The organism is Pseudomonas sp. LBUM1652, from assembly GCF_059716105.1.
In genome coordinates, this window is record NZ_CP166804.1 from 286,562 (window position 1) to 298,790 (window position 12,229).

Consider the following 12,229-nt stretch of genomic DNA (forward strand, 5'->3'; position numbering starts at 1 on the left):
GCCGGATTTGCGGTATTCACGCAGAATAATGAGTAAAAGGCGACAGATATCTACAGCCCGGAATACCAGCCCCTGAAGCAGGCGCCGGAATGCGTGCATTGTAATCCGGGATGCTGCAATTCATGGCACGACAGAAACGGTAGTACAGTTCACCAATATTTCAGAATGAGGACATTCCATGGCACAAAAAAGCGAAGAGGACGACAAGGTCCGTCTCGATAAGTGGCTATGGGCAGCGCGTTTTTATAAAACACGTGCCTTGGCCAAAGCAGCGATCGAGAGTGGCAAGGTGCATTGTCGAGGCGAGCGCTGCAAGCCTGGCAAAGAGCCACGCATCGGCGATGAATTCGAGATCCGCACCGGCTTCGAAGTGCGCACGGTGAGGGTCGAAGCCTTGTCGATCGTGCGTCGTGGCGCGCCTGAGGCACAGACGCTATATGCAGAAACCGAGGTGAGTGTTGAAAAGCGCGAAGCGGCAGCGGCGATGCGCAAGGCGGGTGCGTTGGGCGTGAGCACCGACGGCAAGCCGAGCAAGAAACAGCGGCGGGATCTGTTTAAGTTTCGGGGTAACAGCAGCAGCGAGTAGGGCGTCACTGCCTCTTCGCGAGCAGGTTCGCTCCCACAGAAAATTGCATTCCAATGTGGGAGCGAGCTTGCTCGCGAATCGAGTGCGCAGCACCCGCCATGAACAACTCGATATCAGGCGCTACGCACCACACTCATCCGCGAAACAACCGGCAGTTTGCCGAGCAGATTGAAAATCGGCGCTGTCACCTTCAGCCAGAAATTCGCCGCGTGATACGCAAACGGCGTGTAATAACCCCAGCCCAACGCCCACACCGCCAGCAACACACCGCCGATGTAATCGTCCTGACCCCAATGTGCACCGGCCACCAGTCGCGGCAGCATGAACAGCAAGGTCAGACCCCAGATCGTCAAGAACTGGCCAGCCGTACGGCTGAACACGCCCATGAACAGTGCCCAGATCAGCAACACCGAAGCGTGATCACCTGGGAAGCTCTGGCTCGAGCGATCCTTCAGCTCCCAGGTCTTCTCCAGATGTGGAAAGTAGTCGCTCAGGTGAACGGCGCCTTCAAGCACCATCGACGGGCTGCTGTGCTGCCAGTCCATGTGGTCGGCGAATTTGGAAAATAGTGCGCGGATCACCACCATCAACAGCAGGATCGAGAAAAAACCGAAAAATGCCCGACGTACATCAATCGCCTTGAACACCCAGTCGCCCTTGATCAGCAGCATCAGCAGAATCAGCCCGACCACAATGTCGAACGGGCGCAGACTTGCAATTGCCCAGATGTGGAGCCATATCGTGTTGCTGGCCAGCGGTGCATTGAGCGAGCGGAACAGCCACTCGTCGAAAATCACACACAGCGAGTTGCCCGTAGGCCATAACCAGAAAGCCAGTAGCGCTAATGGCACTACGTTGCACAGAACCAGCCGGCCGAGGTTCCACCTTGATTGGAACAAACCCGGATTGTTCATAAAATGCCTCCCATGGCTAAGCAGTCGGCACCAAAAAGGGTGCCAAGAAACGCAAATTTTCACGTTTTGTAACCATTTTGTCATCAATTTCAGATACCCAGACCTATGACCGACCTGACGGATACCGATTTCACCCAACGCTTCATCTTCGATGACAGCGACACCCGCGGCGAACTGGTTGCGCTTGAGCGCAGCTACGCCGAAGTTCTTGCCAAACACCCGTACCCGGAACCGGTTGCGCAACTGCTGGGCGAATTGATGGCGGCCGCTTCTTTGCTGGTAGGCACCCTGAAGTTCGACGGCTTGCTGATTTTGCAGGCGCGTTCCGAAGGCCCGATCCCGATGTTGATGATCGAGTGCTCCAGCGAGCGTGAGATCCGTGGCCTGGCGCGTTACCACGCCGATCAGATCGCGGCAGATGCGACCCTCAGCGACTTGATGCCCAACGGCGTCCTGGCCCTGACCGTCGACCCGACTGTCGGCCAGCGCTATCAGGGCATCGTCGACCTCGACGGCGAAACCCTGTCCGACTGTTTCACCAACTATTTCGTCATGTCGCAACAGGTTGGCACCCGCTTCAAGCTGTTTGCCGACGGTCGTCGTGCCCGTGGTCTGCTGCTGCAACAACTGCCAGCCGATCGTCTGAAGGACGAAGAAGATCGCGCCGCCAGCTGGCAGCACATCACCGCGCTGGCCAGCACCCTGAGCGCCGATGAATTGTTGAGCCTGGACAACGAAACCGTGCTGCACCGTCTCTACCATGAAGAGCAAGTGCGCCTGTTTGATGTGCAGAACTTGCGCTTCCACTGCAGCTGCTCGCGGGAACGCTCGGGCACTGCGCTGGTCAGTCTGGGTCTGGAAGATGCGCAGGCGCTGGTGGCTGAGCAGGGTGGCAAAGTCGAGATCGATTGCCAGTTCTGCAACGAACGTTACGAGTTTGATGCCGCCGATATCGCTCAATTGTTCGCTGGCGCAGGCGTCGACACCCCGTCAGATACCCGGCACTAAAACGGTTCAGCGCAGGTAAATTCACTGCTCAACGACGTAATTACGCCGTTACGACGGGAGGACCCTACTCTTTTTGGGCTTTTCTGGCATAATCCGGCCCACTTTTTTCGCGGTAGTAGTGCGCAACTTTCTACTACAAAACGTTTGGAGCACACTCGGCCACTGGCCGACGGGGAACCTCATGACGCAAGCCAATAACGCCGTGTACACCGATCTGAGTGTTGATGATCTGGTAAAAGAAGCCCTGAATCGCGGTGAGGGCGAGCTTGCCGATACCGGCGCTCTGGTTGTTCGCACCGGTCATCGCACCGGCCGTTCGCCAGTCGACCGTTTCATCGTTGAAGAGCCTTCCACCCAGGCCGCTATCGCCTGGGGCCCGATCAACCGCAAGTTCCCGGCCGACAAGTTCGACGCGCTGTGGGCTCGTGTCGAGGCGTTCAACAACGCGCAAGAGCACTTTGTTTCCCACGTCCATGTAGGTGCGGCCGAAGATCACTACCTGGCCGTGAAAATGACCACTCAGACTGCCTGGCAGAACCTGTTCGGTCGTTGCCTGTTCATCAACCCGGCCCAGTACAACCCGGCTGGCCGTGAAGAATGGCAAGTGCTCAACGTGGCCAACTTCGAATGCGTGCCTGAGCGTGACGGCACCAACTCCGACGGTTGCGTGATCCTCAACTTCGCCCAGAAGAAAGTGCTGATCGCCGGCATGCGTTACGCCGGTGAAATGAAGAAAGCCATGTTCTCCGTGCAGAACTTCCTGCTGCCGGCCGCTGACGTGCTGCCAATGCACTGCGCCGCCAACATCGGTGAAGAAGGCGACGTGACCCTGTTCTTCGGTCTGTCGGGCACTGGTAAAACCACCCTGTCCGCCGACGAAAGCCGTTACCTGATCGGTGACGACGAACACGGCTGGGGCGAAGGCGTTGTCTTCAACATCGAAGGCGGCTGCTACGCCAAGTGCATTGACTTGTCCGAGAAGAACGAGCCGGTCATCTGGAAAGCCATCAAGCACGGCGCCGTGCTGGAAAACGTCGTCATCGACGACGCCAAGCACGCCGACTACGCCGATGTCAGCCTGACTCAGAACAGCCGCGCCGCGTACCCGCTGGAACACGTTGCCAAGCGTTCCGAGCACAACCTGGGCGGCGAGCCAAACGCCGTGATCTTCCTGACCTGCGACCTGACCGGCGTGCTGCCGCCAGTGTCGATCCTCAACGAAGAACAAGCGGCCTACCACTTCCTGTCCGGCTACACCGCTCTGGTGGGCTCGACTGAAATGGGTTCCGGCAGCGGCATCAAGTCGACCTTCTCCACCTGCTTCGGCGCACCGTTCTTCCCGCGTCCGGCTGGCGAATACGCAGAACTGCTGATCAAGCGCATCCGCGGCTTCGGCTCCAAGGTCTACCTGGTCAACACCGGCTGGACCGGCGGCGGCTACGGCGTCGGCAAACGCTTCAACATCCCGACCACCCGCGCAGTGATCGCAGCCATCCAGAGCGGCGCACTGATCGGTACCGCGACCGAGCACCTCGACACCATCAACCTCGACGTGCCACTGGCCGTACCGGGCGTTGAAACCAACCTGCTCAACCCACGCAACACCTGGGCTGACAAGGCTGCGTACGACGAGGCTGCCAAGGCACTGGCCGGTCTGTTCATCGAGAACTTCAAGAAGTTCGAAGTGAGCGACGCGATCAAGGCTGCTGGGCCGAAGTTGTAAGCGTTGGTTTGTAGTGAATGAAAAAGCCGCCTCTTGAGGGCGGCTTTTTTGTGGGTGATGGGTTGGGTGTCATTATCAGATCAACTGCCATTATTCCCGCAGCGTTCGCGTTAAACAGCCAGAATAATGCCACTTAAGTAGCCGCGAACTCTATACGCCGTTCTTCTTCTCTTCAACCTTCATAGCCATTGCCGCCTGGTATGCAGTACTCGCAGCATCTCCACAGCATCTCCACAGCATCTCCACAGCATCTCCACAGCATCAACTTTGATTGTGTAGATGATGTAGTAGTTTGGGGTGACAACCATTTCGCGGGTGCCTTGCGCGATACCTCTTTTGTATAAAGCTGGCTGCTGGCGGACGCTTTCTCCCTTCGATTCGAAAAGCTCATCGAGCTTAATCGCTGCAGCGGGATTTTCCTGGCCGATACGCTCCATGATGTTTTCTCGGTCATCCAGCGCCTCTTGGCGCCAGACCAACCTCATCAACGTACTCGCTGACGCAGAGCATCCCGCTTGGCGGCAAATATCCTGCGAGCGTCTTCATCGCTGACGCTGGGTCTTGGGTCATCAATGCTGATTTGTACCTGTTGCTTGACCCATTCTTCATATGCCGCAGCTTCATGAGCTTGTTTCATCGCTTCGGCGCGATCAGGGCGGGCATAGGTTTTTATCTGCAGAGGGTCATAGCTGGAGGCGTCCACATCGAAGTGATTGATACCTACTCCTTGCAGGTAGGTCACCAGTGTTTCGAACCGCTTGAACAGTCGCACCTGACCACTGCGTTGTGCTGCCAGTGAATATTCCTTGTTTCCTTGCTGAATCTGAATTGACCAGCCACCGGGTTTGGCGACGATATGTGCGCTACTGATCGAACCATTCTCAAACAATCGCGCGAGAGTACTGTGATCAATGGTTTCAGTGGTCATGAAGGCGAGCTCTTGGTTGAACAATGGCTCCCATCGTACGCAATCAATAATAGTTTGCAAAATTCAACTCCCGTGCTGGACGCCGGGTGTGCAGCATCCATGTTCTTTGGTCAGGCAGGCGCTAGTTGTTTGAGCGCGCATCTGCCTGAGATTGTTTTCAGGCTGGTGCTTTCCAATTGAGCATTTGCTGCTGCGCGACTTGCAGCAGGTCAAAGCCATCCTGCGTCAGCAGATAGAGGGCGTGGGTGATATGGGGGATGTCTTCGACGTCGGCTTGTTTGAAGCTGAGGCAGTAGAGGGTTTTAAGCAGGTCGCTTGAAGCGCGCAGGCGCTGGACGGCGCATTCGAGGATGTCTTGCGGGTTGGCCGCTGTGTCGATGATCAGGGGCTTGGTGTCGGTGAGGTTGGATTCGAGTGGGCGGTAGCGATCGGTGGTGAACTGGGTCAATTTTTTCATTGTTCTTCTCTCTATAGGCGTTCCAATAGCCGCCGCCATCATGACCAAACGATGGGAGGCGACTGTGTTCGGGTTGGTCAACCAGAGAGAGAGAACTCCGTGTACGCCGAAGCGTCCCAAACACAGCCGCCATAAAGCATGCCGCACAATAGATGGCGGCAAGCATACAAGGGCATGCGCAGTTTCTCTCTCTCAATTTCAGGTGACCAAACCCGAGTCGCTGATTTGGCAGCGACAGTCACGACTATAGATTTGACTTACCAAGCCGCGATAGCCGGCAAGGGAGTCTGTGTTTGTAGGAACGGGACGAATACCGGATAGGGCATTGCTGTAGGATTTTTCGCCGGCTCACCGATCCTCGCCATCAACGAACATGCCGACTCGTCGCCACATCCAGCACGGTGGTGTTCAGCCCGGTTGCGGGGGTGTAAATCGTGCCTTTCACCGCTGAGAACTGGACGTCTCTGCCGCCCAGGGACACACGGCGTTCGCCCTGGTCCATTTCGGTGAAGTAGGTGTACGAACACTCTTCCATGGCCCGGTATTGCTCCTGGGCGTTGACGATGGCGTCGGCGAGTTGGTTGTTTCCAGGTTTGTTGTTTAAGGGGTCTGCTGGCGGTGTGCGACTTTCAGTTTTGCAACTTCTAATAGTTCGCAGCCGTCTTGAGTCAATAAATAAAGCGCGGTGATGATGTTTGGAATGTCTTTAACGTCCGCTTGTTTGAAACACATGCAGTAAAGAGTCTCCAGTAGATTGCCGGCGGCGCACAGACGTTGTTGAGCCGCATCCAGCAAGTCCTCATGGCAGGCGTCGGTGTCGATAACCAGCACCGGATTTTCGCCGTAGCTGGTTTTCAAACGGCGGTAGCGGTTGCTGGGTGGGTGCAGTGAGGTCATGGATTAAGGCTGTCCTTTTAGAAGTCGCTACAGTGCGATTCAGTCGCGCCGGTCACTATAGGAGGGCGTCGCGCGGTGGAACAAGACAGCCGGGATGGACAGAGTTCGTAGGGGTTTTTCCTGGGTTCGGGCATTTGCCCTACGTGTTTTCATGGCGTTTTCAAGGCAAAACCCTTAGGCGGGAAGTTTCCTACGTGTTTGTCAGGCGCTTCCGACCAAACCTCTGTATCTTGCGCGCCAGAATCTGTGGGACGTTTCCAAACGTCCGATACGCGCTTAAAGGGAATTAGGTATGCAGTGGCTACGAATGGCCTCGATTGTATTGCTGTGGGTCAGCGGTTGCCGTTTGACGATGGCCGCAGAGCCCGGCAATTCGCTGGTGTTGAATTATCTGGATCGAACCGGTTGGCCGGAGGCGCTTAACAGCCAGGCGAATGTCGATACGGCTTCGCGCGCCGAAGTGCTGATGTTCGGCAAAGCCTTGCTCGCCAGTGAATCGCTCGACGAATCGGGTCTGAAGCAACGTTTGGGTGTGCCGCAAGTGCAGCTCAAATCGATCAGGCAGGTGCGCGATGGTCTGTGGGATCACTTGCTGAGCACTTATCGCAACGCCAGTCAGGACTGTGCCGAACAGCCGTTTTGTCCGCAGGTGCGCAGCGTCGCCGACCTGCGTCAGTTGGCGGCGGCGTTCACCGGCGATATCAGCCCGGCCCATGCGCTGTGGGCGAGCAAGAGCCTGAGCGTGCATGAGCAGGTATTGAACGAGCAGTTGCGCGTGGCGGTGCTGCTGCCCTGAGTGAAGGTCAGGTTTCGGTGAGGACTTGCGGTGTCGCTGAAATGGCGAACTGCGGAAGGTCTTCGGGTCCCCGCATGCATCCGCCCAACATCAGGGCGGTGAAGGTGAGGACGAGGGCTAACTTCAATCTGTAGTGCATGGTCACTCCTTTGAAATGTTTGCGCGCATCAGCCGTCCGGGCGTGATACGGAGGTGGAGCGGGCACGCTATCGCGATGTCGGCAAACACCGCGATAAACAAATCGTGGCGTTTGTTTCAGCCAGTGGCCAGGCCTCCGGGGCTGTATCATCTCGTATCGATTTGCCCCCCGACCTTTTCTCGACTCGCTGCGATCGCCCGCTAGGCTGTTGGCATGGCAGCGGTCAAAGGAGTGACAGCGAATGCACAACACCCTGGAACAGGTTTTTGGTTATCCACAGTTTCGCCCCGGACAAGAGACCGCGATCAGCGCGGTGCTGGCCGGGCGCTCGGCAGCGGCGATTTTCCCCACGGGTTCTGGCAAGTCTCTTTGCTATCAGTTACCGGCGCTGATGCTGCCGAATCTGACGCTGGTGGTCTCGCCGTTGCTCGCATTGATGCAGGATCAACTGGCGTTTCTGCAACGCCACGGCATTTCGGCGGGCAGCATCGATTCGGCGCAGAGCCGCGATGACGCCAATGACGTGATGGCCCGCGCCCGTTCGGGCGAATTGAAGATTCTGATGATCTCCGTGGAGCGCCTGAAAAACGAGCGCTTCCGCAACTTTTTGCAGCAGGTGCCGATCTCGTTGCTGGTGGTGGACGAGGCGCACTGCATCTCGGAGTGGGGGCACAATTTCCGCCCCGATTACCTCAAGCTGCCGGACTACCAAAAGCAGTTCAACATCCCGCAAACCCTGCTGTTGACGGCTACGGCAACGCCAAAAGTCATCGCCGACATGCAGGCCAAATTTGCCATTGCCGCCGAGGATGTCGTGACGACCGGTTTCTATCGGCCCAATCTCAATCTGCTGGTGGAACCGGTGCGCGGGCAGGACAAGCGGCGGCGTCTGGTGGACTGGATGGCCGAGCGTCCGGGCCAGCCAAGCATCGTCTATGTGACCTTGCAGAAAACCGCCGAGCACATCGCCGAACACCTTGAGCGCAACGGCATTCAGGCCGAGGCCTATCACGCCGGTTTGCCCCACGATAAACGCGAAGCCATCCAGAAACGCTTCATGGCCGGTCAGTCCAATTGCATCGTCGCTACCATCGCTTTCGGCATGGGCATCGACAAGAGCGACATACGCAATGTGGTGCATTTCGACCTGCCCAAATCCATCGAAAACTACAGTCAGGAAATCGGCCGCGCCGGGCGTGACGGGCAGCCGTCGGACTGCCTGGTGCTGGCCAACCGTGACAGTCTCAATGTGCTGGAAAACTTCGTTTACGGCGACACCCCGGAGCGCGACGGCATTCGCTATGTGCTCGATGAACTGAAGGCCTCGGAACCGGAAGGGCAGTGGGAGTTTCTGCTCGGACCGCTGGCGGATCAGAGCAACATCCGCGCGTTGCCGCTGAAGACCTTGCTCGTGCAATTGGAGCTGCGTGGCTTGATTGCCCCGCGCTACGCGTATTACGCCGAATACCGCTTCAAATACTTGCTGGAGCCTGAGGCGCTGCTTGAGCGTTTCGAGGGCGAACGTCGGGAGTTTGTCGCGGCGCTTATCCAGACGTCGACCCGTGCGCGTACCTGGGCCACGGTGAATTTCGAGGCGATGTATTCGCAGTATTCGGCTGAGCGTAATCGGGTGGTGAAGGCGCTGGATTATTTCCAGGAGAAGGGCTGGGTCGAGCTTGAGAGCAAGCAGATGACCGAGGTCTACAGCCTGCTGCAAAGCGATTTTGACAGCGACGTGTTGAGCGGTGAGTTACACGATTACTTCACCCGCCATGAGCAGACGGAAGTCGCGCGGATTCACGCGATGCTCGATGTGTTCGCCACTGAACGCTGTTTGGGTTATCGGCTGGCGGAGTACTTCGGTGATCACGATGCGCCTGAGCGCTGCGGGCATTGTTCGGTGTGTCATGGGCATGTCGCTCGACTGCCAGCGCCACCGGAGTTGCCAGCGCTTGTGGATAAAAATTTTGCCGCGCTGTGCAGTGACTTTATCCACAGGCATGAGCAGCACACGGGCAATGCACCGACGTCGGAACGGCTGACGCGGTTTTTGTGCGGGATCAGTGTGCCGCTGTTTACCAAGCTCAAGGCGCGAGCGATTTCCGGTTATGCGGCGTTGGAGGAGTATCCGTATGCCGAAGTGCGGGGTTGGGTTCAAGCACATCTCTGAGGCTGCATCCATCCGCTGAATGTCGATCATCACGGTAATAAACTTCAAAAACCGTCGTTGGCTGACTATGGTGAGACCAGTCTTTGGATCGCCAACAAGAGAACAACATGAGCCAGACATTCGATATTCAGCAGGCGGCGGTGATCGGTGCGGGCACCATGGGGCGTGGCATTGTCATGTGCCTGGCCAATGCCGGCGTGACGGTGCAATGGGTGGATAACAATCCACAGATGCTTGAGCAGGCGCTCGCAACCGTTGCCGATACTTATGCACATAACGTGCGTCAGGGGCGGATCGATCAGGCCGAGGCTGATGCGCGTCTCGCGCGGGTCAGCGCGGCGGCCGATTACGCGTCGATCCGCAATGTCGATCTGGTGATCGAGGCGGTCTACGAAAACCTTGAGCTCAAGCAGAAGATCTTTCGCGAACTGGATGGGTTGCTCAAGCCTGAGGCTCTATTGGCGAGTAATACGTCGGCGCTGGATATCGATGCGATTGCTGCCGCAACCAAACGACCTGAGCAAGTGCTGGGCCTGCATTTTTTCAGCCCGGCGCACATCATGAAGCTGCTGGAAATCGTTCGCGGCGCGCAGACTTCGCCGGTAGCGCTGGAAGCTGCGTTGGCGCTGGGCAAGCGTATGGGCAAGGTCAGTGTGGTCTCCGGCAACTGTCACGGTTTTATCGGCAACCGCATGCTGCATCCGTATGTGCTGGAGGCGCGCAAGATGCTGCTTGAAGGCGCTTATCCACAGCAGGTTGATGCGGCGTTGCAGGGCTTCGGTTTTGCGATGGGACCGTTCCGCATGTACGACGTGGTCGGTATCGATCTGGAGTGGCGTGCGCGTGAGCTGGCCGGCAAAGGCCAGGACGCGCCTGAGGTTCAGGTGGATAACCGCTTGTGCGAGATGGGTCGGTTTGGGCAGAAGTCCGGCAATGGTTACTACCACTATGAGCCGGGCAGTCGTCAGGCTGAGCATGATCCTGAGGTTGATGCGCTGGTATTGCAGGTCAGCGAAAGTCTGGGCTTTCAGCGTCGTGAGATCGGCCCGGAAGAGATTCTTGAGCGTTGTCTGCTGGCGCTGGTCAACGAGGGCGCGAAGATTCTGCAGGAAGGCATTGCCGAGTCGGCCCATGACATCGATCTGGTGTATCTGAATGGCTATGGCTTCCCGGCGGACCAGGGCGGGCCGATGGCCTGGGCGGATCAGCAGGGGCTCGCGGATATTCATCAGCGCTTGTTGGCGCTGGAGACGCGGCAGGGCGATCAGTGGAAACCGACGCGGTTGATTGGTGAGTTGGCGGCGCAGGGGAAGGGGTTTGCTGACCGTTGAATGATGTGGCGCCTGTGCCGGCGCCTTCGCGGGCAAGCCCGCTCCCACAGGTATAGTGGGCGTTCTCACGGTCAGCGTGAGAACGCCCAATACGAGAACTACGCATGAACCAACGCTCTGACTACCCGCATTTCCAGCCGATCACCACGCGCTGGCACGACAACGACGCCTACGGTCACGTCAACAACGTCACCTATTACAGCTTCTTCGACACGGCCGTTAATACCTACCTGATTCAGGTTGGCGGGCTGGATATCCATGACGGTGAGGTGGTGGGTTTTGTGGTCAGTTCGGCGTGCGATTACTTCGCCTCGATCGCTTTCCCTGATCTGATCGAGATCGGTTTGCGGGTCGGCAAGTTGGGCAACAGTTCGGTGCAGTATGAACTGGCGGTATTCAAGGTCGGCGAAAGCGAAGCGTGTGCCGCCGGGCGTTTCGTGCACGTGTTTGTCGATCGGGCGAGCAATCAGCCAGTGCCTATTCCTGCCGGGTTACGCGGGGCGCTGGAAAGATTGGTGGTGTGAAAAAAGTAAAAAAAATCGCAGCCCTAGGGCTGCGATTTTTGCTTTACCGGCCAACGAGGTGTTTAGGCCTCAGTCGCGATACTTGTGATGTTTGCGGTGGCCATAAGCGTGGCCGCGACCCGGGTGACGGTCGCGATAGTAGCGACGGTCATCGTGACGGCGATCATAGCGACGATCATCGTCATCGCTTTTGTTGCCCATGTAGTTACCCAGCGCGCCACCGGCGCCGCCACCTGCTGCGGAGCCGATCAGGCTGCCGGTGGTGCCGCCCATGCTGCGGCCAACCACGTTACCGCCGGCCGCGCCCAACGCACCGCCAATGGCGGCTTCGCCACGGCTGCGTTTGTCTGCGCCTACCGCACTACCACCCGCGCCGCCCAGGGCTGCGCCGATGGTGGAACCTGTATTGCCGCCTAACGACTGACCGACGACCGAGCCAAGAACCCCGCCCAATGCGCCGCCCACACCTGCTTCGGTGGTGCCGCCGGCGGAAGCAAAACCACTGACCAGGCCAAGGGACAACAAGAGAATCGAGGAGAACTTCATAGATGAGCCTCAAAGGGATGACGGCGCCGATCCTGAGGCTGTGTAACAAGCGTGACAATCGAAATCCGACGAATAGCACGACTTGTATACAAAAACGTAAGTTACTGTTTTATGGGCGGAACTTAAGCGATTTTCGCCGGTCTTTAGCTACTTCGGACAGGCCGTTTTTGTGAAAAAGCGGCCTTTTTTGTGGGCGATGGAAACGCAAAA

The 12,229-nt window shown here is 57.6% G+C and carries 14 protein-coding genes; 7 read left to right on the forward strand and 7 right to left on the reverse strand.

What is annotated here, in order from left to right; translation table 11 throughout:
* The first annotated feature begins 178 nt into the window (after window positions 1-178).
* On the forward strand, window positions 179-586 hold the full coding sequence (locus tag ACA069_RS01250) for an RNA-binding S4 domain-containing protein (RefSeq protein ID WP_187679405.1): 408 nt from the start codon (window positions 179-181) through the stop codon (window positions 584-586).
* A 113-nt stretch (window positions 587-699) separates the two neighbouring features.
* Here ACA069_RS01250 and ACA069_RS01255 read toward each other — a convergent pair whose 3' ends face one another.
* A complete protein-coding gene (locus ACA069_RS01255; RefSeq protein ID WP_497615977.1) occupies window positions 700-1,500 on the reverse strand; it encodes a phosphatase PAP2 family protein in 801 nt (266 codons plus the stop codon).
* A 105-nt stretch (window positions 1,501-1,605) separates the two neighbouring features.
* Here ACA069_RS01255 and hslO point away from each other — a divergent pair, with 105 nt between their 5' ends.
* Together hslO and ACA069_RS01265 are read left to right on the forward strand one after the other, a co-directional pair.
* Window positions 1,606-2,508 (forward strand): Hsp33 family molecular chaperone HslO, encoded by a 903-nt coding sequence (hslO, locus tag ACA069_RS01260; protein WP_187679407.1) that lies wholly within the window; start codon window positions 1,606-1,608, stop codon window positions 2,506-2,508.
* Between the two features lie 181 nt (window positions 2,509-2,689).
* Window positions 2,690-4,231, forward strand: a complete 1,542-nt coding sequence (locus ACA069_RS01265; RefSeq protein ID WP_187679408.1) for a phosphoenolpyruvate carboxykinase — start codon at window positions 2,690-2,692, stop codon at window positions 4,229-4,231.
* A 179-nt stretch (window positions 4,232-4,410) separates the two neighbouring features.
* On the opposite strand, the gene ACA069_RS01270 is transcribed toward ACA069_RS01265, so the two are convergent.
* The 5 genes from ACA069_RS01270 to ACA069_RS01290 form a co-directional block, all read right to left on the reverse strand.
* Window positions 4,411-4,716, reverse strand: a complete 306-nt coding sequence (locus ACA069_RS01270; RefSeq protein ID WP_497615980.1) for a type II toxin-antitoxin system RelE/ParE family toxin — start codon at window positions 4,714-4,716, stop codon at window positions 4,411-4,413.
* Window positions 4,716-5,159: a hypothetical protein gene (locus ACA069_RS01275; protein ID WP_213028728.1), complete on the reverse strand. Its 444-nt coding sequence runs from the start codon at window positions 5,157-5,159 to the stop codon at window positions 4,716-4,718. The genes ACA069_RS01270 and ACA069_RS01275 overlap by 1 nt, the downstream gene beginning before the upstream one ends.
* A gap of 157 nt (window positions 5,160-5,316) precedes the next feature.
* Complete coding sequence (locus ACA069_RS01280; RefSeq protein WP_497615982.1) at window positions 5,317-5,616, reverse strand: hypothetical protein; 300 nt, start codon at window positions 5,614-5,616, stop codon at window positions 5,317-5,319.
* A gap of 364 nt (window positions 5,617-5,980) precedes the next feature.
* Entirely contained in the window at window positions 5,981-6,151 is a 171-nt protein-coding gene (locus ACA069_RS01285; protein ID WP_401267673.1) for a hypothetical protein, read from the reverse strand.
* A gap of 65 nt (window positions 6,152-6,216) precedes the next feature.
* Window positions 6,217-6,513 carry a hypothetical protein gene (locus tag ACA069_RS01290; RefSeq protein WP_497615984.1) on the reverse strand — a complete coding sequence of 99 codons (297 nt, stop codon included), beginning with the start codon at window positions 6,511-6,513 and terminating at the stop codon, window positions 6,217-6,219.
* A gap of 292 nt (window positions 6,514-6,805) precedes the next feature.
* Here ACA069_RS01290 and ACA069_RS01295 point away from each other — a divergent pair, with 292 nt between their 5' ends.
* The 4 genes from ACA069_RS01295 to ACA069_RS01310 all read left to right on the forward strand — a co-directional run bounded on the left by ACA069_RS01295 (window position 6,806) and on the right by ACA069_RS01310 (window position 11,473).
* Complete coding sequence (locus tag ACA069_RS01295; protein ID WP_401267675.1) at window positions 6,806-7,309, forward strand: polysaccharide deacetylase; 504 nt, start codon at window positions 6,806-6,808, stop codon at window positions 7,307-7,309.
* A gap of 380 nt (window positions 7,310-7,689) precedes the next feature.
* A complete protein-coding gene (locus tag ACA069_RS01300) occupies window positions 7,690-9,618 on the forward strand; it encodes a RecQ family ATP-dependent DNA helicase (protein WP_489879665.1) in 1,929 nt (642 codons plus the stop codon).
* Window positions 9,619-9,725: 107 nt separating this feature from the next.
* The gene (locus ACA069_RS01305) at window positions 9,726-10,949 is read left to right on the forward strand and encodes a 3-hydroxyacyl-CoA dehydrogenase (RefSeq protein WP_497615986.1); all 1,224 of its coding nucleotides are present in this window, start codon (window positions 9,726-9,728) and stop codon (window positions 10,947-10,949) included.
* Window positions 10,950-11,053: 104 nt separating this feature from the next.
* The gene (locus ACA069_RS01310; protein WP_231990980.1) at window positions 11,054-11,473 is read left to right on the forward strand and encodes an acyl-CoA thioesterase; all 420 of its coding nucleotides are present in this window, start codon (window positions 11,054-11,056) and stop codon (window positions 11,471-11,473) included.
* Window positions 11,474-11,542: 69 nt separating this feature from the next.
* Here the strand turns inward: ACA069_RS01310 and ACA069_RS01315 are convergent, their stop codons facing one another.
* The gene (locus ACA069_RS01315) at window positions 11,543-12,019 is read right to left on the reverse strand and encodes a glycine zipper domain-containing protein (protein WP_095190584.1); all 477 of its coding nucleotides are present in this window, start codon (window positions 12,017-12,019) and stop codon (window positions 11,543-11,545) included.
* Between the last annotated feature and the right edge of the window lie 210 nt (window positions 12,020-12,229).

Coding starts and splice junctions, on each gene's coding strand:
- ACA069_RS01270 (WP_497615980.1), bottom strand. CDS start 4,716: ATGAGGTTGGTCTGGCGCCAAGAGGCGCTGGATGACCGAGAAAACATC.
- ACA069_RS01300 (WP_489879665.1), top strand. CDS start 7,690: ATGCACAACACCCTGGAACAGGTTTTTGGTTATCCACAGTTTCGCCCC.
- ACA069_RS01280 (WP_497615982.1), bottom strand. CDS start 5,616: ATGAAAAAATTGACCCAGTTCACCACCGATCGCTACCGCCCACTCGAA.
- ACA069_RS01265 (WP_187679408.1), top strand. CDS start 2,690: ATGACGCAAGCCAATAACGCCGTGTACACCGATCTGAGTGTTGATGAT.
- ACA069_RS01315 (WP_095190584.1), bottom strand. CDS start 12,019: ATGAAGTTCTCCTCGATTCTCTTGTTGTCCCTTGGCCTGGTCAGTGGT.
- ACA069_RS01305 (WP_497615986.1), top strand. CDS start 9,726: ATGAGCCAGACATTCGATATTCAGCAGGCGGCGGTGATCGGTGCGGGC.
- ACA069_RS01290 (WP_497615984.1), bottom strand. CDS start 6,513: ATGACCTCACTGCACCCACCCAGCAACCGCTACCGCCGTTTGAAAACC.
- ACA069_RS01275 (WP_213028728.1), bottom strand. CDS start 5,159: ATGACCACTGAAACCATTGATCACAGTACTCTCGCGCGATTGTTTGAG.
- ACA069_RS01295 (WP_401267675.1), top strand. CDS start 6,806: ATGCAGTGGCTACGAATGGCCTCGATTGTATTGCTGTGGGTCAGCGGT.
- ACA069_RS01310 (WP_231990980.1), top strand. CDS start 11,054: ATGAACCAACGCTCTGACTACCCGCATTTCCAGCCGATCACCACGCGC.
- ACA069_RS01250 (WP_187679405.1), top strand. CDS start 179: ATGGCACAAAAAAGCGAAGAGGACGACAAGGTCCGTCTCGATAAGTGG.
- hslO (WP_187679407.1), top strand. CDS start 1,606: ATGACCGACCTGACGGATACCGATTTCACCCAACGCTTCATCTTCGAT.
- ACA069_RS01255 (WP_497615977.1), bottom strand. CDS start 1,500: ATGAACAATCCGGGTTTGTTCCAATCAAGGTGGAACCTCGGCCGGCTG.
- ACA069_RS01285 (WP_401267673.1), bottom strand. CDS start 6,151: ATGGAAGAGTGTTCGTACACCTACTTCACCGAAATGGACCAGGGCGAA.